The sequence below is a fragment of the Nitrogeniibacter aestuarii genome (assembly GCF_017309585.1).
GTDB classification, from domain to species: Bacteria; Pseudomonadota; Gammaproteobacteria; order Burkholderiales; family Rhodocyclaceae; genus Nitrogeniibacter; species Nitrogeniibacter aestuarii.
Window position 1 is genome coordinate 4,489,184 of sequence record NZ_CP071321.1, and the last position, 23,000, is coordinate 4,512,183.

At 64.5% G+C, this 23,000-nt stretch carries 26 protein-coding genes; 16 read left to right on the forward strand and 10 right to left on the reverse strand.

The window, feature by feature from the left end; translation table 11 throughout:
* Nucleotides 1-33: 33 nt before the first annotated feature.
* Nucleotides 34-1,374, reverse strand: coding sequence for a (Fe-S)-binding protein (locus J0W34_RS20910; RefSeq protein ID WP_230970069.1), 1,341 nt, complete (start codon nt 1,372-1,374; stop codon nt 34-36).
* Between the two features lie 108 nt (nt 1,375-1,482).
* Nucleotides 1,483-2,631: a GGDEF domain-containing protein gene (locus J0W34_RS20915; RefSeq protein ID WP_230970070.1), complete on the reverse strand. Its 1,149-nt coding sequence runs from the start codon at nt 2,629-2,631 to the stop codon at nt 1,483-1,485.
* A 216-nt stretch (nt 2,632-2,847) separates the two neighbouring features.
* On the opposite strand from J0W34_RS20915, the gene nifB reads away from it, so the two are divergent.
* From nifB to J0W34_RS20965, 10 genes are all read left to right on the forward strand, one after another.
* Entirely contained in the window at nt 2,848-4,347 is a 1,500-nt protein-coding gene (gene nifB, locus J0W34_RS20920) for a nitrogenase cofactor biosynthesis protein NifB (RefSeq protein WP_230970071.1), read from the forward strand.
* A gap of 496 nt (nt 4,348-4,843) precedes the next feature.
* Entirely contained in the window at nt 4,844-5,125 is a 282-nt protein-coding gene (locus tag J0W34_RS20925) for a 4Fe-4S binding protein (protein ID WP_227817554.1), read from the forward strand.
* A gap of 47 nt (nt 5,126-5,172) precedes the next feature.
* The gene (locus tag J0W34_RS20930) at nt 5,173-5,616 is read left to right on the forward strand and encodes an ArsC/Spx/MgsR family protein (protein ID WP_230970072.1); all 444 of its coding nucleotides are present in this window, start codon (nt 5,173-5,175) and stop codon (nt 5,614-5,616) included.
* A gap of 1 nt (nt 5,617) precedes the next feature.
* Complete coding sequence (locus tag J0W34_RS20935; protein ID WP_227817552.1) at nt 5,618-6,892, forward strand: FprA family A-type flavoprotein; 1,275 nt, start codon at nt 5,618-5,620, stop codon at nt 6,890-6,892.
* A gap of 197 nt (nt 6,893-7,089) precedes the next feature.
* Entirely contained in the window at nt 7,090-7,377 is a 288-nt protein-coding gene (locus J0W34_RS20940; RefSeq protein WP_230970073.1) for a 2Fe-2S iron-sulfur cluster-binding protein, read from the forward strand.
* A gap of 75 nt (nt 7,378-7,452) precedes the next feature.
* On the forward strand, nt 7,453-7,818 hold the full coding sequence (locus J0W34_RS20945; protein WP_230970074.1) for a 2Fe-2S iron-sulfur cluster-binding protein: 366 nt from the start codon (nt 7,453-7,455) through the stop codon (nt 7,816-7,818).
* Between the two features lie 67 nt (nt 7,819-7,885).
* Nucleotides 7,886-8,458 (forward strand): nitrogen fixation protein NifQ, encoded by a 573-nt coding sequence (locus tag J0W34_RS20950; protein ID WP_230970075.1) that lies wholly within the window; start codon nt 7,886-7,888, stop codon nt 8,456-8,458.
* 6 nt (nt 8,459-8,464) lie between these two features.
* Nucleotides 8,465-9,403 carry an ADP-ribosyl-[dinitrogen reductase] hydrolase gene (gene draG / locus J0W34_RS20955; RefSeq protein ID WP_230970076.1) on the forward strand — a complete coding sequence of 313 codons (939 nt, stop codon included), beginning with the start codon at nt 8,465-8,467 and terminating at the stop codon, nt 9,401-9,403.
* Nucleotides 9,404-9,539: 136 nt separating this feature from the next.
* Nucleotides 9,540-10,226 carry a thiopurine S-methyltransferase gene (locus J0W34_RS20960; protein WP_230970077.1) on the forward strand — a complete coding sequence of 229 codons (687 nt, stop codon included), beginning with the start codon at nt 9,540-9,542 and terminating at the stop codon, nt 10,224-10,226.
* A 167-nt stretch (nt 10,227-10,393) separates the two neighbouring features.
* Complete coding sequence (locus J0W34_RS20965) at nt 10,394-11,179, forward strand: N-formylglutamate amidohydrolase (protein ID WP_230970078.1); 786 nt, start codon at nt 10,394-10,396, stop codon at nt 11,177-11,179.
* Nucleotides 11,180-11,185: 6 nt separating this feature from the next.
* Here J0W34_RS20965 and J0W34_RS20970 read toward each other — a convergent pair whose 3' ends face one another.
* A complete protein-coding gene (locus J0W34_RS20970; protein WP_230970079.1) occupies nt 11,186-12,313 on the reverse strand; it encodes a response regulator in 1,128 nt (375 codons plus the stop codon).
* Nucleotides 12,314-12,464: 151 nt separating this feature from the next.
* Nucleotides 12,465-13,262 carry a molybdate ABC transporter substrate-binding protein gene (gene modA, locus J0W34_RS20975; RefSeq protein ID WP_230970080.1) on the reverse strand — a complete coding sequence of 266 codons (798 nt, stop codon included), beginning with the start codon at nt 13,260-13,262 and terminating at the stop codon, nt 12,465-12,467.
* 186 nt (nt 13,263-13,448) lie between these two features.
* Between modA and J0W34_RS20980 the strand changes: the two genes are divergently transcribed.
* From J0W34_RS20980 to J0W34_RS21000, 6 genes are all read left to right on the forward strand, one after another.
* Nucleotides 13,449-13,916, forward strand: a complete 468-nt coding sequence (locus tag J0W34_RS20980; RefSeq protein WP_230970081.1) for a YeeE/YedE family protein — start codon at nt 13,449-13,451, stop codon at nt 13,914-13,916.
* Nucleotides 13,913-14,359 (forward strand): DUF6691 family protein, encoded by a 447-nt coding sequence (locus J0W34_RS20985; RefSeq protein WP_230970082.1) that lies wholly within the window; start codon nt 13,913-13,915, stop codon nt 14,357-14,359. The genes J0W34_RS20980 and J0W34_RS20985 overlap by 4 nt, the downstream gene beginning before the upstream one ends.
* 198 nt (nt 14,360-14,557) lie before the next feature.
* Complete coding sequence (locus tag J0W34_RS22260; RefSeq protein ID WP_269144628.1) at nt 14,558-14,683, forward strand: hypothetical protein; 126 nt, start codon at nt 14,558-14,560, stop codon at nt 14,681-14,683.
* A 52-nt stretch (nt 14,684-14,735) separates the two neighbouring features.
* A complete protein-coding gene (locus J0W34_RS20990) occupies nt 14,736-15,470 on the forward strand; it encodes a peptidase (protein ID WP_227817541.1) in 735 nt (244 codons plus the stop codon).
* Complete coding sequence (locus J0W34_RS20995) at nt 15,455-16,282, forward strand: N-formylglutamate amidohydrolase (protein ID WP_230970083.1); 828 nt, start codon at nt 15,455-15,457, stop codon at nt 16,280-16,282. The genes J0W34_RS20990 and J0W34_RS20995 overlap by 16 nt, the downstream gene beginning before the upstream one ends.
* Nucleotides 16,279-17,091: a transglutaminase-like domain-containing protein gene (locus J0W34_RS21000; RefSeq protein WP_230970084.1), complete on the forward strand. Its 813-nt coding sequence runs from the start codon at nt 16,279-16,281 to the stop codon at nt 17,089-17,091. Before J0W34_RS20995 ends, J0W34_RS21000 begins: the two co-directional genes overlap by 4 nt.
* Nucleotides 17,092-17,298: 207 nt before the next feature.
* Here the strand turns inward: J0W34_RS21000 and J0W34_RS21005 are convergent, their stop codons facing one another.
* From J0W34_RS21005 to J0W34_RS21030, 6 genes are all read right to left on the reverse strand, one after another.
* Nucleotides 17,299-18,594 (reverse strand): Glu/Leu/Phe/Val family dehydrogenase, encoded by a 1,296-nt coding sequence (locus J0W34_RS21005; protein ID WP_230970085.1) that lies wholly within the window; start codon nt 18,592-18,594, stop codon nt 17,299-17,301.
* 217 nt (nt 18,595-18,811) lie between these two features.
* The gene (locus J0W34_RS21010; protein WP_230970086.1) at nt 18,812-19,207 is read right to left on the reverse strand and encodes a bacteriohemerythrin; all 396 of its coding nucleotides are present in this window, start codon (nt 19,205-19,207) and stop codon (nt 18,812-18,814) included.
* On the reverse strand, nt 19,207-19,779 hold the full coding sequence (locus J0W34_RS21015; protein WP_230970087.1) for a hypothetical protein: 573 nt from the start codon (nt 19,777-19,779) through the stop codon (nt 19,207-19,209). Before J0W34_RS21015 ends, J0W34_RS21010 begins: the two co-directional genes overlap by 1 nt.
* A 30-nt stretch (nt 19,780-19,809) precedes the next feature.
* Nucleotides 19,810-20,646, reverse strand: a complete 837-nt coding sequence (locus J0W34_RS21020) for an SIR2 family protein (RefSeq protein WP_230970088.1) — start codon at nt 20,644-20,646, stop codon at nt 19,810-19,812.
* 375 nt (nt 20,647-21,021) lie between these two features.
* Nucleotides 21,022-21,309: a hypothetical protein gene (locus J0W34_RS21025; protein ID WP_227817534.1), complete on the reverse strand. Its 288-nt coding sequence runs from the start codon at nt 21,307-21,309 to the stop codon at nt 21,022-21,024.
* A 176-nt stretch (nt 21,310-21,485) separates the two neighbouring features.
* Complete coding sequence (locus J0W34_RS21030) at nt 21,486-22,766, reverse strand: NAD(P)/FAD-dependent oxidoreductase (protein ID WP_230970089.1); 1,281 nt, start codon at nt 22,764-22,766, stop codon at nt 21,486-21,488.
* Nucleotides 22,767-23,000: the final 234 nt, after the last annotated feature.

The window sequence follows — 23,000 nt, forward strand, 5'->3', positions numbered from 1 at the left end:
CCTGTCGGTGGGCCCGCACACGCGTGCCCGCGTTCAGGCCAGCGCCCGGGCCAGCACCATGGCCACATGCACCGGTTGCCGACCGCTGCCTTCCTCGATCTGGTGTCGGCAGGAAAAGCCATCGGCAATCACGATGGTGTCTTCGTCTGCCTGTCGGACCGCGGGCAGCAGGGACAGTTCGGCCATCTGCCTCGAGGCTTCGGCGTGTTCGGCTTCGAGCCCGAAACTGCCGGACATGCCACAACAGCTCGAATCGATCAGCTCGACATCGAGTTCGGGAATCCAGGCCAGCACCTTGCGCATCGACTTCATGGCCCCGAAGGCCTTCTGGTGGCAATGTCCGTGCACCAGCACCTTGCGCGCGGGCAGGGGCTTGAGCTTGAGTTTCATGCCCTTGTTGCCCTCGCGCATGAGGAATTCCTCGAACAGGAAGGCCTGCTTGCCCAGCTCACCCACCTGCGGTCCGAGCGACAGGCTGTAGAACTCGTCACGCAGGGCGAGCAGGCAGGAAGGCTCCAGGCCGACGATGGGCGTGCCGTCTGCCAGCGCCGGCGCGAGTGCGGCCATCATGCGCTTGGCCTCGGCTTTGGCGGCCTCCACATTGCCTTGCGACAGGTAGGTTCGACCACAGCACAGGGGCCGGTCCGGCTCGGCGTCGTCATCACCCGGCCGCAGCACGTCCACCGCGTAACCGGCAGCGCGCAGCACACGAATGGCCGCAGCAGCCACGGCGGGCTGGTAGTAGTGGGTGAAGGTATCGACCAGCAGATACACCCGACCCCGCTTGCCCGGCTTGCGCATGGGGCGGGCCTCGAAAGGGCTCTCGGCCAGCTCGGGTATCACCCGCGAGGCGGAGATGCCCAGCAGCTGCTCGGCGGCTTTCGACACGAGGGCACTCCGATTGCGCCACTTGACGGCCGCCTTGAGCGGGCCGTGATAGCGGTGCAGCCATTGAGGCAAGCCGCCGAAGAGTCTGGCGCGGCGGGGGGCACCGTGGGCCGCGTATTTCTGGGCCAGGAATTCGGTCTTGATCAGCGTCATGTCCACCGCGCTGGGGCATTCCTTCTTGCAGCCCTTGCAGGAGACGCACAGATCCATGGCCCGTTCCAGATCGGGGTGGAGGAACGGGGCATCGCCCAGCTCGCCGTTGAGCGCCGCCTTGAAGGCCTTCACCCGCGCACCGGTGGAGTGCACCGGATCATGGGTGATGCGGTAGCTCGGGCACATCACGCCCTTGCCGTCCCGCTGGCATTGCTGGTTGTTCATGCACACCGCCACCGCCTTGGCATAGTTGCCGCCGGTGGCAGGAATGCCGGCATAGGCGTCTCCCATGCCGTAGGTGTCGTAGGCCGACCAATCAAGATGCGTCTTCATGACCGGTATCGAGCAAGTGAAATGCCAGCCATGCCGCCAACGCCCTTGGCCCGCGCCAATCGCCCCGGAGACCCGGGGCAGACCGGGTTTCAGGGGCCGGCGGCAGCGTTACGGCTGATCGCCGTTCGCGGGCACTTCCGCCACGATTGTCGGCATTGCAACAACCCGTGGTTGCAGATCGTCCACCACTTTGTTTCGACCGGCACGCTTCGCTTCATACATGAGGGCATCGGCGCGCCGAACCAGTTCGTCCGCCGAATCACCCGGCCGGGCCCGGGTCAGCCCGAAACTCATCGTCACTTTCGGAAGGTTGCCCCCGGCGCAACTGGCGGCCAGCGCATCGCGCAGGGCATCCACCCGGTCACGAATCGCGTCCGCCGGAAATCCGGGCAGAACCATCAGGAATTCTTCGCCCCCCCAACGGCAGAGCATATCGTCGCTGCGCAGAGCGCTGGCCATGTGCCGACCCACATGGGCCAGTACCCGGTCTCCGGCCTGGTGGCCATGAACATCATTGACCGACTTGAAGCGGTCGATGTCACAGAGCACGACAAACAGGGTCTCATCGCCGAGCTCGGTCGCATCGAGCGACGCTTGCAGGACGGACATGCCGTGACGCCGGTTGAACAACCCTGTCACCTCGTCGTGTTCGGCCATCGCACGCAGTGCCTTCTGCTGCCGGGCGAAGGTCTGACGCACCATGATCACCACGAAGACGATCGGCAACGGTGCGCACAAGGCGTTCAGGAAGTAGAGCGCCGACTGGATGTCACGCAATGGCGCGACGATCGCGCCGGGTGGCAGGATCAGATACAGGACGGCGAAGACGATTGAGACGAGCACGCCGGCCACCAGCGCCCGGTCGGAGCGCAGGTAGGGATTGAGCACCAGCAGGCAGGCCGCCGACCACAGGTAAAGCTGAAACCCCCCACCCAGCCCGACCTGCCATGCCGCAAAGACGGCGTGCATCACCATCTCGGTGCTGGCAACGGCAATGCCGACCCCGTTCAAGCCCCGCAAGGCGAGATATCCCCCCACCACCCAGAACATCAGACTGAGCACGTTCACCCACACCATCACGGTCAGGCCAAAGTAGGCGAAGAACCCCAGCATCGCCCCATGGGCGAGCAAGCCGATCACCGCCCCCAGCACCGTGACCGGCAAGGCACGCAGGCGAGCGCGTACGCCGCGGGGTGTACGATCGGCCCGACGTGCTGCGGAGGGTCTGGACGCGCGCGTGCGCTCACCGGTTTTCAACGTGATCTGGTTCCTCGATTCGGTCGGGCTCGTCTTCGGTCTAACGGATCGATGCACATCGATCTTGAGCCCCGGTGCACCCTGTCACCTTTGTGACAATGGGGCGACATGGCACATCTTCAGAACACATCAACATTATGTTTTTTATAGCATTTTGTGCTTGGCACGCCCGTTGCTGCAGTACTGCCACACCCCCTTTTTCAGAGGAGCGGCAACGTGGAACTCCCAGTCCTTTCAAGTACCCCGACCGAAGCCGAAGGCGGCGGTTGCTCATCGAGCGGCTGTGGCACAGCGCCCGACGCACTGTCCCATCTGCCCGATCACATCCGCAGCAAGGTGCAGGATCACCCCTGTTACTCGGAAGAAGCGCACCACTACTTCGCCCGCATGCATGTGGCGGTGGCGCCGGCCTGTAACATCCAGTGCAACTACTGCAACCGCAAATATGACTGTTCGAACGAGTCGCGCCCCGGCGTGGTCTCCGAACTGCTGACGCCCGACCAGGCGATCAAGAAGATCAAGGCGGTGGCCGCCGAGATTCCGCAGATGACGGTGCTGGGCATCGCCGGACCCGGAGACCCCCTCGCCAATCCGGACCGCACCTTCGAGACCTTCCGGATGCTCTCCGAGCAGACGCCTGACATCAAGCTGTGTGTGTCCACCAACGGGCTGAACCTGCCCCAGTACGCCGACGAGATCGCCAAGCACAACATCGATCACGTCACCATCACCATCAACTGTCTCGACCCCGAGATCGGCGCGCAGATCTATCCCTGGATCTACTGGGAGAACAAGCGCATCCGCGGTGTCGAGGGCGCGAAGATCCTCATCGAACAACAGCAGAAAGGCCTCGAGGCACTGACCTCGCGGGGCATTCTGGTGAAGGTCAACTCGGTGATGATCCCGGGCGTCAATGACGAGCACCTGAAGGAAGTGTCGAAGGTGGTCAAGGCCAAGGGCGCCTTCCTGCACAATGTGATGCCGCTCATCGCCGAGGCCGAGCACGGCACCTACTACGGCATCATGGAGCAGCGCGGCCCGACCGACGAAGAGCTCCAGTCGCTGCAGGACGAGTGCTCCGGCGACATGGCCATGATGCGCCACTGCCGCCAGTGCCGCGCCGATGCGGTCGGCCTGCTGGGCGAAGACCGTGGCGACGAGTTCACCCTCGACAAGATCGACGTCATGGACGTGGATTACGAGGCGGCCATGGAGCGTCGCAAGGTGGTGCACGACGACATCATCAGCAAGCTCGAAGCCGAGCGCGCGGCCAAGAACGCCAAGATCCCGGTGCATCTGTCCATCGCCCCCGACGCCCGTCCGGTGCTGATGGCCGTGGCCGGCAAGGGCGGCATGGTGGCCGAGCACTTCGGTCATGCCAAGGAGTTCCTCATCTACGAGGCCTCTCCGGAGGGCGTGCGCTTCATCAGCCATCGCAAGACCGAGCTGTACTGCGCGGGTGGCGACACCTGTGGCGAAGGCGACGACGAGCCCGAATCCGTCCTCGAGCGCAACATCCGCACCCTCTCGGGTTGCGAGGTGGTGCTGTGCTCCAAGATCGGCTTCGAACCGTGGGGCATGCTGGAAGACGCCGGCATCCAGCCCAACGGCGAGCATGCCATGGAGCCCATCGAGGACGCGGTGATGGCGGTCTACAAGGAGATGTTCGACGCCGGGAAACTGGCCGAGCCCGCTCCGGCAGCCCAGGTCGCCTGATTGTTTCAAGGGAACAGCACGATGGCCCAACACGCCACCAAAACCGACGCCTCGCCAACCTTGCGCACCTTGTGTATGGCTGCGGGCCTCGTGCAAGGGTCTGTTTCCGGCCAATCGGCGGTCGCGCTTGGGTCTTTTTGTTCGCGCGGCAAGGCGCACCGACGCGGCCTGGGTGGATCCCCAGGCAAGGAGGTGCAACGCAGCAGCGGGGACAAAAAGACCCAAGCCCGAAGGGTTGGGTCGATGAGCACCCGTGACTGCGTTGCGCTCGTTGCCAAGGGGACCACCCTTGGCCGCCTCGCACGCCTTGTCCCGGGCACTCATCGACCCAACGCGATCCGTCGCTTGGCCGGAAGCAGACCCTTCCCGCTTCTCGCGATCAACGCCCAAACGCTTCGTCTGGCCAATCCGATACGCCCGAAAACCAGCCCGGTCACCGCCGCGCTGAAGACGGCAGCACGGATCAACACCACCCCCCGACACTGAGGAGCCGACCATGGCATTGCAAATCACCGCCCAATGCGTCAATTGCTGGGCCTGCTACGACGTCTGCCCCAACGACGCCATCTACGACGACAAGCCGCACTTCCTCATCAACGAGGACAAGTGCACCGAATGCCTCGGGGACCACGACGACCCCCAATGCGCGGCGATCTGCCCGATCGAATGCGCCATCGTCGATGAACTGGGCGATCCGCTCAACGCACCGGGTTCGCTGACCAACATCCCGATCGAGAAGATCGCGGAGATGGAACTGCTACCCGCGGAGTACCTGTAACCGTCCGGGCGGGGACGCCCGCCCGAACGCACAAGGAGGGAGCCTTCATGGCGACCGTGACGTTTTTCGAGAAACCCGGCTGTGCCGGCAACAAGCAGCAGAAGGCGCTGCTCGAAGCCGCCGGACACCAGCTCGTGGTGCGCAGCCTGCTGGCCGAGCCGTGGACGGCCGAGCGCCTCATGGACTTCCTCGCTCCCCTGCCGGTGAGCGAATGGTTCAACCTGAGTGCGCCCGCCGTGCGCGATGGCGACATCGTGCCCGAACGGCTCGACGCCGACGCCGCCATGGCCTTGCTGCTCGACACGCCACTGCTCATCCGCCGCCCGCTCATGGAAGTGGATGGCACCCGTATGGTCGGCTTTGACAGCTTCGCCGTGGACGCCTGGATCGGGCTCGATCCGGCCGCGGCGACTCAAGGCAACCTCGAAGGCTGCGCCAAAGGCAGCGGCGCTCACGCACCCTGTCCGGACCCGACGGCCGAGGAGGTCTGACATGGTCCCCGCAGGTCTTTCAGACGGTGCGGTCGAACTGGCGCCGGGCGTCCACTGGGTGGGCGCCCTGGACCCGCATCTGCGCAATTTCGACATCATCCTCAAGACCGCCAACGGCACCAGCTACAACAGCTACGTGGTGCGCGGAAGCAAGGGCGTGGCCGTGATCGACACGGTGAAGGAAAACTACGCCGACACCTTCTTCCGCCGGCTGGAATCCGTCGCCCGCTACGACGAGATCACCACCATCGTGCTCAACCATCTGGAGCCGGACCACAGCGGCGCCTTGCCCGAGCTGCTGCGCCGTGCGCCGCAGGCCAAGGTGTATCTGTCGAGCCGCGCGCAGATGATGCTCAAGGCCCTGCTCAAGCCCAGCGAGAGCCAGCCGCCCGACTACACCCCGGTCACCACCGGCGACCAGGTGAGCCTGGGCGACCGCACCCTGCGCTTCCTGCACACCCCGTACCTGCACTGGCCCGACACCCAGTGCACCTATCTGGTCGAGGACGGCATGCTGTTCTCGGGCGACATCTTCGGTTGTCACTTCTGCGATCCGCGACTGTTCAACGATCTGTCCGGCGACTTCCGCTTTTCGTTCGAGTACTACTACCAGCACATCATGCGGCCCTTCCGCGAACATGTGCTCGATGCGGTGGCCCTCATCGAGCCCCTCAAGCTCGAACTCATTGCCCCCGCCCATGGCCCCATCCTGCGTCATCAGCCGCGCGACTATGTGCTGCGCTATCGCGAACTGGCCACCCCGCGGCTGTGCAATGAAGCGCGCAGCGAGAAGACCCTGGTGGTGTTCTACCTCTCGGCCTATGGCAACACGCGGCTCATGGCCGAATCGATTGCCGAGGGTGCCGAGCGTCTGGGTGGCGTGCGCGTCTCGCTCTACGACCTGGAAGGCGGCGACCCGGACGGCTTCACCGATCTGGTCGAAGAAGCCGACGGTCTGGCCATCGGCAGCCCCACCATCAACGCCGACGCGGTCAAACCCATCTGGGACCTGCTCTCCTCGCTCACCAGCGTGAACATCAAGGGCAAGCTGGGCGTGGCCTTCGGCTCCTATGGCTGGAGCGGCGAGGCGGTGCGCCTGATCGAAGACCGTCTGCGCGGGCTGAAGATGCGCGTCCCGGTCGAGGGCCTGCGCGTCAAGCTGGTGCCCGCGCTTGATGAACTCGACCACTGCCGCGATCTGGGCGAGAAAGTCGCCCGCCACCTCACCGGCCAGGTGGAAAACCGCGTCATCGACATGTCGGAGCTGGTCGGATGAATGCGCACAAATATCCCATCTCCGCAGGTCGGCCTGAGCGCAAGCGAAGCCCGACAGGCATCGCCACGAGCTGGCACACCGGATGCCGGGCTTCGCTTCGCTCAGGCCGGCCTACGCCCTTCGATCACCTCATTGTGGTACCCGCAGCGTCCAGTGACGCCCTGGGCTTCCACCCGTAATCGCTCAAGGAGAACCCCATGCCCAAGGCACAAGTCACGTTTGAAGACATCGGCGTCACCGTCACCGTCCCGGCCGGCACCCGGCTGATCGAGGTCTCGGAAAAGGTCGGCGCCGGCATCACTTATGGCTGCCGGGAGGGCGAGTGCTGCACTTGCCTCACCAAGGTCATCAAAGGCGCGGAACACCTCGCCACCCCCTCGGTACTCGAAGACCAGGTGTTGAAAGACAACCTGGCGCCCCGAGGGCATCGCCTGGCGTGCCAGGCGCAAATCCTGGGCGGTGAAATCACCGTCCGCCCCGGCTGACCGTTCAGTCAGAAGGTCGCTCCCCCCAACAGGGAGAACCTTCATCTCACTCGACATTCTTTTGGAGAAAGCATCATGTCTCTCGTGACATTCACCAGCACCCTGCACAAGGACAAGACGGTCTATGCCGTGGCCGGCAGCCACACCCAGACCATCCTCTCACTGGCCAAGGAACACCACATCCCCATCGACTTCGGCTGTGGCGAAGGCGACTGTGGCACCTGCCTGGTCAAGGTCTCCTCCCTCGACGGCAAGCGCCGCCCCATGGGTGGCCCGCTCAACAACCGCGAAGTGGCCGTGCTCAAGGAAATGGGCAAGGTCAATCAGGAGGAGCTCGAGAAGATGTACGTGGACGACATCCCGCCCAACCACTGGCGTCTGGCCTGCCAGATGATCGTGCGTGGCGGCGAAGACCTGCTGGTGGAATATCCCAGCAAGTAAGTCCCCCTGTCCGATGACCGCCCTGCCAACACGGCGGGGCGGCCATGCTAGTCTGGAGGCCACGCACATGAACGCTACCGACCCCATCGCCATGCGCGACACCGTGCACATCGACCTGCTGCGTCGTCCGGTCGACCCGACGGTGGCCGCAGACCCGAACCGGGCGTTGTTTGCCAGCCTGGTGGCGGGCCAGTGCGCCGGCTTTGGCTGCCTGCCCGCCGATCTGGGTCTGGGTACCGTCGCCTTCGTGCGCATGCTGAACCACTTTTTCCCCGGCCCGGTGCCACGCACCATCGCGCGCGAGATCGAAGACATCCCCGAATGGACCGATCTGCAGCAACTGCTTCTCAATCACCGCGGCAAGCGTCATCGCGCCGAAGAATGGATGGCCGACATCGTCGCCACCGCCTGCGCCGGTCGCGATCACCTGTGGCAGGACCTTGGCCTGGCCAATCGCGGTGAGCTGTCGATCCTGCTCAGGCATAACTTCCTGCCCCTGGCCGGACAGAACACCGGCGACATGAAGTGGAAGAAATTCCTCTACAAGCAGTTCTGTGAAGCCGAAGGCATCTATGTGTGCCCTGCGCCTTCCTGTGGCGAGTGTGCGGAGCATTCGAAGTGCTTCGGTCCGGAAGAGTGAGTGGGCATGCCACCCGTGACCGCCCCCCGCCAGCGCAGCACGCCGACCGGCTGGCCGGACGCACGGACGCTGCGCGACCGCGCGGTCGGCGCCTACCTGGGCCTCGCCATTGGCGATGCGCTGGGCGCGACGGTCGAGTTCATGACCCCGCGTGAAATACAGGCCAGGCATGGCGTGCACAAAGACATCACCGGCGGCGGCTGGCTCAGGCTCAAGGCCGGGCAGGTCACCGACGACACCACCATGGCGCTCGCCCTCGGCGAAGCCATCCTGGCTCAGGACGGGCACGTCGAGCCCGAGGCCTGCGCCCGGGCCTTTGATGACTGGATGCGCGCCAAGCCGGTCGACATCGGCAACACGGTGCGGCGCAATCTCATCACCTGGCGGCGCACCGGCGAGGCGAAGGCCCCGTATTCGGAGCACGACGCCGGCAATGGAGCGGCCATGCGCCTGCTGCCCGTGGCCCTGGTCAGCCTGGGCCGCTCGCTGACCGACATCGCCACGGCCAATGCCGCCCAGGCCCATGTGACCCATCACAATGCCCTGTCGGACGCCGCCTGCGAATGCCTGATCGCGCTCATTCATGCCGGCCTGCTTCACCGCCCCGCAGAGGCACTCATCGCCATCGACCGGCTGTTTGACACGCAACCGGTGTTCAAGCTGCCCGCCAAACGGGTCGAAAACCCGAGCGGCTTCATCGTGGACACCATGCACGCCGTGCTGCAGACGCTGGAAGACTTCGAAGATGTGTTCCCGGCGCTGGTGGACATCGTCAATCGTGGCGGCGATGCCGACACCACGGGTGCCATCGTCGGCATGCTGGTCGGCGCACGCCATGGCGTCGATGCCCTGCCCAAACGCTGGGTGCGCGCGCTCGACCGCGCGACCCGTGATCGCTGCACCTACCAGGCCGAAGCGCTCCTCGACCACGCTCTTCGCCACTGATCTTTCGCTGGCGCAGCCCGATGCTGCGCCTCCGCACCGGCGAGGCCACAGACGGCCCGCCGGCCTCGCGCGACCCGCTCCCACCGGCCGGCGTGCCAACGCTGGATACGGGCCAGGGCCCGAGGAGCACCCCATCATGTCTGCCTCACGCAGCACACCGCGACCGCTCGAGACGCTCGCCACCCATCAGGACCATCAGGACTGGTTGCGCATGTGGCGCAAGGGACAGACGGATGACTTCCACCAAGCCAAGATCAACCCGCTGCTGCGACGCTTCTGGCACACCCTGGTGCCCGATCCGGCCGCCCGTGTGTTTGTCCCCCTGTGTGGCAAGAGTCTCGATCTGCTGTGGCTGGCCGCCCGCGGCCACGAGGTGATCGGGGTCGAACTCAGCCCCGTCGCCATCAACGCCTTCTTCAGCGAATGCGGCCTCAAGCCCGACAAACGAAAACGCGGCAAGCTCACACGACACGACAGCGAGCGCATCAGCCTGCTGTGCGGCGATTTCTTCCGGCTCGAACCGGACGATCTGGGCGCGATCGACGTGGTGTATGACCGCGCAGCGCTCACCGCCTTGCCCGAGGCGCTGCGGGCGCCGTATGTGGCGCGCTTGCGCCACCTCGTCCCGCCGCAGTGTACGGTTTTCCTGGTGACGGTCGCCGACGTCGATCCGGACGCCCCGGACGAGGTGCGCGCCGGTGGCATCGACGAAGACATTCGCCGTCTGTATGCCGCTCACTTTGACATCGACATGGCGCATCGGGAGCCCGGCTTCACCGATCTGGAACACACCGCCTACCGTCTGAGGCCTCGCCCGCGTTGAGTCCGACCGGGTTTATTTCCACCAACGGCGCCATTACCGGCACTTTCGGCCTATAGTTGAAGGATCGCCGCGGCGCGGCAGAATCACGGAAAGGCGTGGATGCACACCTCACGATTGGGCTACTACACACAACGGCAGGCCATGGATCTCAAGCCGTTCATGCGCGCTTGAGCGGCGCCGCGGAACACCTCGAGGCACCCGCGGGGGGCGACCTGGGGATCATCATCACCTGCGAGCACGGGGGCAATCGCATCCCGGAGCAGTACCGCATCTATTTCAGCGGTCGCCATGATCTGGTGCGCTCGTCGCGCGCCTACGACCCCGGCGCCATGGAGATGGCCCGCGCGGCCGCGACCGCCTTCAGCGCGCCATTGCTCGCCTCGCGCGTCACGCGTCTGCTGGTCGACCTCAATCGTGCGTTGAGCCATCCGGAATTGCACGACGAAGCGGTGCGCCAGGCCTCCAAGGAAGAGCGCGACGGCATCCTCAACACCTACTATCACCCCTACCGCAAGCAGGCGGAAGATCTGGTGGCCAAGTCGATCGAGCGCTACGGCCGGGTGCTGCACCTGGCCTGCCACAGCTTCGAGCACGAGCCGACCACGACCCGCGAAGCCGACATCGGCCTGCTGTACGACCGCCGTCGCGAGCCGGAAAAACTGTTGTGCGAGCGCTGGCAGGCCGACATGGCCGAGCGCGACCAGCGCCTGTCGATCCGGCGCAACTACCCCTCGCGCAGCGAGGGCGGCAGCCTCATGTCGAAGCTGCGCCGACGGCATTGCGCCGATGTCTACATGGGCATCGACCTGATGATCAACCAGCGCCATGCCGACACCGGCGGACACCACTGGTCGTCCCTGCGCGGGTTGATCCTGCAGAGCCTGAGCGACGTCCTGGAGCGGCCCATCAAGACCGAACAACCGGTTCGCATCACCTACGGCTCGGAAATATGAGCGCCCTCAGGACTGGATCTCGCCTGCCAGGGTCTGCAGCGCCTCGACGACGATCTTGAGCTTTTGGTGAACTTCGCCGGGCTTGCCCACGATTTCGCCGATTTTCTGCCGTAGCTCGACCAGATCCGCGATCAGCACGTTCTCATGCTCGACATGCAGCCCCATGTGATGAAATGCGGTTTCGAATTCGTCGATGACCGCATTCACCAGCGCGCCGGTCTGCATCAGGTCGGCCATCTGCCGCGCGTCCAGGTCGATCACCGAATCGCGGATCTCGTGGACCGCATACCGGATGCCCTGTTGCTTGAGCAGATTGTCATGCTCCAGGAGCAAGCCCTGAATACGCGATTCAACACCTTCGGTCAGCGTCGCCACGTTGTCTCTGATGCGCCCCAGCCGCGTAGCGTCGTCGACCGGCAGGTTGGTGATCAACACCGTGACATGGTCGAAGTTAACGACGAGATTGCGCTCGATCTCCAGCACCCGCCCGAGCGTGCGGCGCTGCAGAATCATCGTCTCCTGCTCTGCCGCCAGCGGGCCCTCATCGGTCGTGAGCACATGATGATCGCCATCCCACACCAGATACACCGCGCCCTCGAGCTCATACTGGCGCAACGCATCCACGGCCAGCCGGGCCACGGCCTGCACGTTCTGGCACGCAAAGCTCTTGGAGAGAAACTGCATCACCACCCCCAGCTCTCCCATGGCCGACATCGACGTGAAGGCCACGTTCTGGGCGTATTCCATCTGAGCGCGCATGCCTGCGCGTGCTTCGAAGAGCGCGAGCAAGGCGTCGAGTTTGAATTCGATCAGGGCGTCAGGCGCCGGCGACGCCACCAGATCGTCCGCTTCGAGACCATCACGCCCCATCATGTCGGGCGGACACAGCAGTAGCTGGTAGATGTCGGCGTGGTCGAAGTCGCCCTTGAGGCCACGATGCAACTCGAACCCGCCGTCATCGGGCAGTGACAGATCAATCAGCACGGCGTCGGGCACATGTCTTCGTACCCCGTTCAGGCAGGCTGCCGCCGAACCGAACGCGCAGCATTCGGCCTTGCCGGCCATGTGCCGGCGCACACGATCAACAAACGCATCATCGGCGCTGACCACGTGCAGGAATAACGGATTCGACACGGTATTTCTCCCTCGATGCGCCGTCTTATCCTTCACGGCTGACCCTCAGGGTATCGGCGCATCCGCGGCAAACTTCAGCCACAGATGCGCCGCGCCGGCCGCGTGACGGCATGCCGGACACCAACGCCCGGGCCCGGGCGAGCCGACGTGGCTACTTGAACCCGTATTTCGCCAGGATGGCCTGTCCGTCCTCACTGCGCACGAAGTCGGCAAACGCCTTGGCGGCATCTCCCGCGCGGGTCGCGACACCCATGCCGTAGACCGCGCCGACATTGATCTCGTCCGGCAGTTTCACCCAGGTCAGGCCGGGCACCTGCGCCGCGGTTGCCACCGCGTTGGTGCAAGAGGAGACGAACACATCAGCCTGATGCCCCTCGAAAACAGCCGGATACGGCAGTGCCTTGCGTTTCTTGTCGACCGCGCCGCCCGTCAGTTTCAAGGCCTTGGCGTCGAGCGTGGCGAAGGCCCCTGGCCGGAGGGCCTCCACCTTGCGAAACATCTCCCAGGTGTAGTCGCCCGACGGGTCGGCCTTGGGCGTCGAGGTGCCGAGGCGCACTGCCGGATCGAGCATGACGTCGATCGCCTGCGGTTCGCTCACCGCTCGGCCCGGCGCCGCCATCAGGCACAGGACGTTGCGGGTGAAGCGGTCACTGCCACTGAGCATGCCGGCCGCTGCAAGCGCGTCGCTGTGCTTCTTGGATGCGGAAAGAAAGACGCCCACCGGTTCGCCGGCCTCGATCATCTGCCGCAGCTTGCCCGAGGGGCCGAACAGCAGCTCCAGTTCCGGGCCACCGCTGGCATGAAACACGTCGCGCATCTCGGTCACTGCCAGCCTCAGACTGCCTGCCGCCATCACGCGGGTCGAGCCTTCGGCGGCCATCACCGCAGCCGACCCGAACACCAGACTTGCCATCACCACACCCACCGCCTTTGCACACGAAATGCGCATCCTGACCTCCTTTGTCTGACCTCGAATCCGTCAGCGTAAAGGATTGGGCATACGCGCGAAATCGCTGTACACGCAGGGATATCACGCTCACATATGCCCAGACGTTCTATGAAACAAAGTGGCGGTTTCGTATTTCAGCTTTTGCTAATGTAATAATGTTTCGACTCTTTCCGAACGCACAGGCACATGGTCGATTCACTCTTCCCCAACGGCATCGCCCCCTACCTCACGGGCGGCATCCTCATCGGCCTCGGTGTCGCGCTCCTCTACGTGGTCACCGGCCGACAAGGCGGCGCCAGCACGTTCTTCAGCTCAAGCTGGAGCTGGCTGCTCAACACCCCGTTCTTCCGGCAACCGTCCCTGCGCGGCTCGCGCCAGTGGCGATTGGTGTACGCCGCCGGCTTCGTGCTTGGGGGGCTGATCTACCTGGGTCTCGGACTGCCGCAGGCACCCAGCCACATGCCGGCCTGGAAGCTGGCGCTCGGCGGCGTACTGATCGGCTACGGCGCACGCCTGGGTGGCGGTTGCACCTCCGGCCACGGCATTTGCGGCATGGCTTCGCTCAATCGCGGCTCGATGCTCATCGTCCTCACCTTCATGACCACCGCCATCATCACCGCATGGGTCATGAAAGCCCTGGGGGTCGGCGCATGAACAGACCCCTCGACCTGTTTGCATCGCTGGTGGCCGGCACGCTGTTCGGCTTCGGTCTGTCGTACGCCACCATGATCCGTCCTGAAGTGGTGATCTCTTTCCTCACCTTCGACGATCTGGGCCTGCTGTTCGTGCTCGGCGCGGCCACCGGCATCAACATGCTCGTCTTCCAATGGCTGCCACGGCTGCGCCGTCAGCCGCTGCTCGGCGGCGCATTCGAGGCCCGCCCCTTCTCGGTGGACAAGCGCAGCCTCACCGGCGGCGCCCTGTTCGGCGTTGGCTGGGGCATCTGCGGCGTGTGCCCGGGCCCGGCCCTGGCGGGGCTGGGAGCGGGCAACACCGACCTGCTCATCGCCCTGGCCGGGATCTTTGCCGGCGCGCTGCTCCATGGTCTGCTCGAAGACCGCCGCAACGCGACGACCACAGCCCAGCTTCAGAGCTAGGACCCTCGCTGCTCCCGGCGTTGAGCCACCAAAGCAGGCCTCGATGACGGTGGCGCTGCGCCGCGACCCGCGCTGCACCCGGGCCGCCCGCCGGAGGGCGGGCACATGCTTTCTTTCATCACCAGCCGGTTCTGGCGACCGAATCGGCCTATAGTGGGGACAACGGTCGCGTCGCGGTCGCGCATCAGGAGCACGGCCATGAGCAAAGCTCGACAAGGCAACAAGGAAACGCGCAAGCAGCCCCGACTGACCCCCAAGGAAAAGAAGATCGCCAAGCGTGCCAGGAAACACGCCAACGATCCGACCCCGTTCCTGCCCGGCTGAACGTTATCACCCATCCCAGCCAACCATCGGTGCCGGCATACGCCGGCCGCACATGACTTACTGTGTGGGTGTGCTGCTCGACAACGGCATCGTGTTCGCGTCGGACTCACGCACCCACGCCGGGGTCGACAACTTCGCCCGCTTTTGCAAGATGACCGTTTTCGAGCGCCCCGGCGACCGGGTCATCGTCATGCTCAGTTCCGGCAACCTGGCCGGCACCCAGGCCGTTGTGAGCCGCTTGCGGCAGCGCAACGAGCGCACCGACGTCCCCAACCTGTGGGGCGCGCAGTCCATGTTCGATGCCGTGTATCTGGTCTCGGACGCCATGCGGGAAGTCGATCAACGCGATGGGCGCTATCTGGCGCAATCGGATATCGGCTTCAACGCCTCATTCATCATCGGCGGCCAGATCGGGGCCGAAGCGCCCCGACTGTTCCGCATCTACGCGGAGGGCAACTTTATCGAAGCCGCAGAGGAAACGCCTTATCTGCAGACCGGCGAAACCAAGTATGGAAAGCCCGTCATCGACTGGGCCATCACGCCGGACACCCCGCTGAACGAAGCGGCCAAGTGTGTGCTCGTCTCCTTCGATTCGACCATGCGCAGCAATCTGTCCGTCGGCATGCCCATCGATCTGCTGTGCTACGCCAAGGACAGCCTCGCCGTGCGCATGTGCCGCCGACTGGATGAGGGCGACCCGTATTTCAACGCCCTGAGCCAACAATGGAGTGAAGGGACGCGCGCCGTCTTCGCCCAATTGCCGAATCCGTCATGGCCGGCCCGCTGAACGGGGCGCCACGGGCGCTCGATGAACCGGGTGTCAACAGCCCTGGTGTGGTCATCACCTGCGAACACGCCGGCAATCGCATCCCGGCACCCTATCGCAAGTATTTCTCCGGCCACTTCGACCTGGTCAGAACCCATCGCGGCTATGACCCCGGCGCGCTTGAGATGGCCCGCACCTGTGCCACCGCTCTCTCGGCCCCGCTGCTTGCCTCGATGGTCACGCGCCTGATCGTGGACCTGAACCGCTCGGTGCGCCACCCGGCGCTGCATTTCGACACCATTCGGCAGGCGCCTGAAGACATACGCAAGGCCATTGTCGAGGCGTACTACGCGCCCTACCGCAGTCGCGCGCAGGCGCTCATGGACACCATCGTCACCCACCATGGCCAGGTGCTGCACCTGTCCTGCCACAGCTTTGTGCCGGAGCTCGACGGCGAGCGACGCACCGCCGACATCGGACTGCTGTACGACCCCAAGCGCGCCCTGGAAGCAAGCCTGTGCGAACAATGGCAAACAGCCATGGCCCGCCGGGATCATCGCCTCGCCATCCGTCGCAACTATCCCTATCGCGGCAACGGCGACGGTCTCACGACCACGTTTCGACGCCGCTATGCCCCCGACGCCTACCTGGGCATCGAGCTGGAAATCAACCAGGAGCATGTGTTCGCTGGCGGACATCACTGGACCTCGCTGCGCAAACTCATCGTCGACACCCTGTCGGAGCTACTCCAGCGCCCGGTCAAACCGGATCCGGCGGCCGCCCGCCATCCGTCGGGATCGCGCCCTAGCCAACGGGAGGAGACCTCCTCATGAAGATCGCCATCGGCTACGAACTCGTCTTCGAATGCCCGAAACCCACCCCCATGATCCTGACGCTGAGCGTGCACTACACGCGGGTGTCGGACATGATCATCCCGGACCACATGGTGGCCGACCCGCCGGTGCCGATCCGCGCCTACCGGGATCGCTTCGGCAACTGGTGTTCGCGCGTCATCGCGCCGGCCGGCCGCCTGAAGCTGTCAACCCAAGCGCTCGTGAACGACACCGGGCTCCCCGACGTGGTGGTGCCCGAAGCGCGTCAGACACCGGTCGAAGCACTGCCGGACGACACCCTCGAGTTCCTGCTCGGGAGCCGCTATTGCGAGACCGACCTGCTCTCCGACACCGCCTGGCAACTGTTTGAACAGACGACACCGGGCTGGCCCCGGGTCCAGGCCATCTGCGATCTGGTCCACAATCACATCCGCTTCGGCTATGAACACGCCGATGCCACCAAGTCGGCCTGGGGCGTGTGGAACGATGGCATCGGCGTGTGCAGGGACTATGCCCACCTGGCCATCGCCTTCTGCCGCTGCATGAACATCCCGGCGCGCTACTGCACCGGCTATCTGGGCGACATCGGCATGCCGCCCCCCTACGGACCGATGGATTTCGCCGGGTGGTTCGAGGCCTATCTGGACGGTGAGTGGTACACCTTCGATGCGCGCAACAACACCCCCCGCATCGGCCGGGTACTCCTCGCCCGTGGTCGCGACGCCGCCGACGTGGCACTGAGCAACGCCTTCGGCGCCAACGAACTGAAGAACTTCCTCGTGCGCACGGACGAAGTCCCCGACAGCTGACGCCCCTGCAGATCGTACCTGCCGGGGCGGTCTCACTCGAAGACGACCGCCTAGCGGGTCACTCGCAGGGATCCCGCCCCCGGGGCGCATTCATGCCGTTTCCGGTCACGAGCCGTCAGGGCGGCGGTAACCGTCCCTTCTTCAGTGACCGGAATCTTCGCTGGCGCGATACGCCATGATCTGCTTGAAGATCGCCCCGGCGGGGTATCAGGGGTAAAGCCCCCGCTCGGCACGGGCTTCGAGCACCCGGTGGCAGGCGATGATGAAGGCGGCGGTGCGTAGCGACACCTGTTTCTCCTCGGAGACCCGCCAGATCGCGCCGAAGGCGTTGACCATGATGCGCTCGAGCCGGTCATTGATCTCGTCTTCGGTCCAGAAGAAGCTCGAGAAATCCTGCACCCATTCGAAGTAGGACACGGTCACGCCGCCGGCATTGGCGAGCACATCGGGCACGACGAGGATGCCGCGGTCCTTGAGGATGTCGTCCGCCGCCGGCGTGGTCGGGCCGTTGGCGCCTTCGACCACGATCTTCGTCTGCACCCGAGGGGCCCGGACTTCGGTGATCTGCCCCTCAAGGGCGGCCGGCACGAGAAATTCGCAAGGCAGCTGCCAGAAATCCTCGATGTCGATCGGCGTGGCGCCGGGGAAGCCGGCCAGCGAGCCGTTCTCAGCCACATGGGCAAGCGCTGCCGGCACATCAATGCCCGCCTCGTTGTGCAAGGTGGCGCCGTGGTCGGCAGCGGCGATCACGCGGGCACCAGCCTCATGAAACAGGCGTGCTGCGATCCCGCCGACGTTCCCGAAACCCTGCACCACGACACGCGCGCCTTCCACCTCGATGTGCTGGTGACGCGCGGCCTCCCGGGCCGTGATGAACACACCGCGACCGGTCGCCTCATGGCGCCCCAGGCTGCCGCCAAGTGCCACGGGCTTGCCGGTTACCACCCCCGTGGCCGTGCCGCCACGATTCATGGAAAAGGTATCCATCATCACGGCCATGGTGACCGCATTGGTGCCCACATCCGGGGCGGGAATATCGCGGTCGGGGCCGATGATCAGGCCGATTTCCGAGGTGAAGCGCCGGGTGATGCGGTGCAGTTCATCCTTGGTGACCGCACGCGGATCGACCCGGATGCCGCCCTTGGCACCGCCAAAGGGCAGGCCCACTGCCGCGTTCTTGACCGTCATCCAGCCTGCCAGCGCCATCACTTCGTTGAGCGTGACCGCCGGATGGAAGCGGATGCCGCCCTTGCCGGGCCCGCGCGAGAGGTTGTGCTGGACGCGATAGCCCTCGTAATGGGCGATGGTGCCGTCATCGCGAACGATCGGCACATCGACGATGAGGGTGCGCTTGGGATGCTTGAGGGTTTCGATCCAGCGTTCCAGTTCGCCTAGGTAGGGGCGGACCCGCTCGATCTGCTCGATGAAACTGGCGTAAGGCTCGGGGGCGCTGGGATTGAGATAGGACAGGCCTCCCACGTGGGCCAGGTCGGTATCATGCATACGATCTCTCCGGGCAAGCGGCTGCGCAGGCCCGGAAAGGCGTCACGTCGACCGGGCGTACGCAACCCGTCTGGCGTTCAGGGGCGTTGCTACGTCCGTGAGCGTCTCGGTACGGCACCGGTGAGCGACACGCTGTTCGTCCACCGACACCACGTGCGTATCCTGATGGACTATAGCCCTTCGCCTTCGTTCCGTCCGGCGAGAAAAATGACCGGGCTCAGGCCGGCTGCGCCATGTCGTGTGCCTTGAGGCAGGCCGCCAGCGCCGAATCCATGGTCGCCAGATGCCCCCGGAACCAGTCCGGCAGCCCCTTGACGTAGGCTCGCGCCATCACCAGCGAACCCTGCTGGACGCGGGCCGACAGATGACTGAGGTCGGCCAGCACGCGCGCATGTTCCGCCTCGTGCTCACGAACGGCCGGGAACCGGCACGATTTCATGAGCTCGTACTCGCGCTCGAAATGCTTGCGCGTGTGCATGCGCGCCTGCTCGAACAGCACCGGAAAATCGGCGTCCGACGCCTGTTCGAGGGCACTCACGAAACTCAGGAACTCGCGGTGGGTATCATCCATTTCAGCCACGCCGAGGGCGTGGCCTGCGTCGTCCCACTGCATCAGATGGCCCCGTGGTTCTCGCGCTTGTTGCTGTTGGTCCTGGTCATCATGTCCTCGACCGACGCCTCGGGCATCTTGAACTTGTTGCTCTTGGTCGCTTCGTACATGGTCACCAGCTTGTCGGCGGCGCTCTGGCCCTTGAAGTCACTCTTTTCAAGGGCGAGTTCATCGGTCAGCTCGTTCCAGACCATGCCTTGCACCATCGGGATGAACACCACGCGGGCACCGTTCACCGTGGTCTGGAACTCGTCGTCGATGTTGACCGTGTAGAGCACCACCTGGGTGTCGGCATCGAAGGCCTCGCCCAGCTTCTCGAGCACGAAGGGGAATTCCTGCAGTTCGTCCAGCGAGCCGGTGAGCAGCTTCACCGATTCCGGCCCGGTCAGCAGGGCCACTTGCTTGAGCACACTCTTGGGCGGCTTGCGACGCCCCTGGTCATCGGCAACCTCGCCTTCGACCAGGATGAATTCACCGCGGTAAGACTGCCAGCCGGTCTCGGTGGCGGGCTCACAGAAGTTTTCATTGAAGAATAAGGGCTGGAATTTTTCCATCAGGGGGGAAGCGACCAACATGATCTTGGCTCCGGAAAATGGGTAAGTGATTCAGGCGGTTTCGGTGGCACCGATGAAGTCGAACACGTCCTCTTCGATGATCTCGAGCCCCACCTTCTTGCAGAAACGGCGTTCCTTGTCGTTGGGCTCGGGCAGCAGGATCCAGCCCGAAGGCTCGCCCGCGCCGTAGATGATGTCGGCCATCACCATGCGCTCGGTGTCGCGATTGAGGCGCAGCCCCATGAGCAGGTAGCGCTTGCCCGTGCGGTACTCCTTGAGCTCCGGCGGGATGGCGAAGCCACCCATCAGCTCGGTGATGTAGTCCACATAGTCGGCGTCGGAGGCGATGTAGACGCCTTCCGGACGCGGCGTGCCCATGGGCTTGAAGAGCAGGGGCAGGCTCATGTCGAGCGCGTCGACCTCGCTGTAGGCCGTGCCACTCCAGGTATAGAGCTTGTAGCGGAAGGGCGTGCCGCCGATGCGGGCGATCCCGACAATCAGGTTGTGGGGCTGGTCGGCATAGGAGTCCTGCAGCTGGGTGTCGCGATTGATGTCGATCACGTACTTCGGACGGATCGACTGCAGCCAGTCGTGCACGGCGCCACGGGTGTATGCCGTATCGCCGTAGGTACGATTGAGGAAGCGGGTGACAGTGGTACGTCCGCGCTTGAGTTCGACATTCATCGCCGCACGCGGAAATTCGTACATGAGCTTGGGCGCCATCGGGCGGCCGTCGTTCATCGCCAGAATGAGCTGGTCGCTGGTGGCGGGGATGGGGTCGCCAGTCTGCACGTTCTTGACGTCAGAGAGCACACTCGGGCCCAGGTACGGCACGATGGTGCCGTTGCCAAGGCCGGTCATGAGCAGTTCACGCTGATCGGGGGTCATGGGGCTTGCTCCGTAAGTCCAGGGCGGTCATGCCAACCGGAGTGCAAGAAGCGGGCCCGATGTAAAACGACGATTAATCAGTAACTTGGGGTTTTTGTCACTGTCGCATTGTGGACTTTGCGACAGGCAGGGCGCCATCGGAGAGCACCGATGGCGTGTCGGGAATGTGGGTCCCGACGGGAGAGCGCGCGACGATCTCGGCGGGAATGGCCGTCCGCGCGGGCATACCGACCGTCCGGCGACAAGTGAATTATGACATTGGCAATGTCATACGGGTTTGGGACAATGCGCCTCGTCCGCCCGGCAGCATCTCGCGATGAGCTCTGGGGTCAATGACGTCGCGGGGTGCTGCCACCGGCGGACAATTTGATGCGTTTACTGGCCGATCGCCAAGCGGTGCATCATCATCTTGAGGGCAAGATCATCCCCGGCATCGGCGGGTCGCGCGTCGTCAAGGCGATTGACATGTCGGACGGCCGACTGCACATGCGCATCGGCCTCAACGCCGTTCATCGCCAGCATGGTCTGCTCAGGGTAGGTGGTGGTGGGCTGCTCGGCGGTGTCATCGCCCGCATGGGTGATCATCGGCACCAGCAGCAGCGCCGCGGCAAAAACGATCGACATCAACAGGGGCAGCGTGGAATCGGGTCGGTTGGTGTTCATTGGGCACCTCAATCTGTCGTGGCCTGTATTCAGGGTTTCAGACTAATGTGCCCTGCTGTCGCGACGTGTCGGTGCCCGCTCAAAGCCCTGTCGGAACGGTCCTACAGCAGGGCGCCCCGGGCTCAGGGCCGACACATCACACACGACCGCCGGCCCTGCAGGCGCGCCAGGCCACCTCAGTCGCCACCCTTGAGCTTGGCGATGCCGATCGCCTTCATCACCACTTTTTCGTAGACCGGCTCGGTCGAGCCCTTCTTCATCTTGCGGATGAAGTATTTTTCGAAGGCGATCTTGGCCAGGTGCACCCACTTGCCCTGGGCGAACCAGTTCATGTTGCGCGGCGGGATCTGCGGCAGGGCCACGAAGGCGGCGCCGGTGTCGCCGAAATCGGCCAGACAGATAGCGTTCCAGGTGGCGGTTTCGGTGGGCTCGCGCCCGTCCATCAGCGCGCGGATGTTGAGCGCCGTGGCCGTGACCATGGATTCGATCATGTAGCCGGTCTTGGGCGTGCCCGTGGGCACCGGCGTGGCCTCGACCGGCGGAATGGCGACGCACACACCCACCGAGAAGATGTTGGGGAAGGCCGGGTTGCGCTGGTGCTCGTCGATGATCACGAAGCCGCGCGGATTGACCAGCCCTTCGATGCCGAACACCGCGTCCACGCCCTTGAAGGCCGGCAGCATCATCGAATACTTGAAGGGCACTTCGTGGCGCTTTTTCTCCTTGCCGTCCTCGTCATGCTCGATCACGTGCATGAGGCCGTCTTCGATCTTCTCCACCCTGGCGTTGCAGATCCACTTGATGTGACGGTCGCGGTAGGCCGACTCCATGATGCCCTTGGAGTCGCCCACGCCGGCCAGGCCCAGGTGTCCGATATAGGGCTCCGAGGTCACGAAGGTCATGGGTACCCGGTCGCGGATCTTGCGCTTGCGCAGATCGGCGTCGAGGATCATCGCGAACTCGTAGGCGGGGCCGAAGCATGACGCCCCCTGGACGGCACCCACCACGATCGGGCCAGGGTCCTTCACGAAGTTCTGCCACGATTTTTCGGCCGTGACCGCATGATCCACGTGACACACCGACTGGGTGAAGCCCCCGTGCGGGCCGAGCCCCGGCACCTCGTCGAAGGCCAGTTTCGGCCCGGTGGCTATCACCAGATAGTCGTAGCTGATGGACTGCCCGTCATCGAGCTCGATGGCGTTGTCCTCGGGATGGACGCGCTTGACGCCCTGGGCAATGAAGTCGATGTCCCTGCGCCGGAGCGGCTCGGCGGGATCGAGTTCGATATCCTCACGGGTACGCCAGTTGACGGCCACCCACGGGTTCGAGGGTACGAAATGAAAGCGCGCATCCCTGGCGACCACGGTGATGCGATCCCCGGGTCGGGCGTTGTCACGCATTTCATAAGCCATGGGCAAGCCACCGATGCCGGCCCCGATGATGACGATGTGTGCCATGAGTCTTCCTCCTCCTCTTCGCGGATCGAACTCGGAGCACCTCGGCGGGACGTGTGGTCGTCCTCTGTCGGGGAGGTTGCGTGGCCGCGATCCTGGGTGTCGCCTCACCCGGGCGCGGTACGCACGCGGTCTCTGACGACTCAATTAAATAAGCATTTGCTTATATACTAGATCGACAAACATCCATATGCAACAGCCACTTATGCTGCATCGCAGTAAGCCGATTGGCTGAGC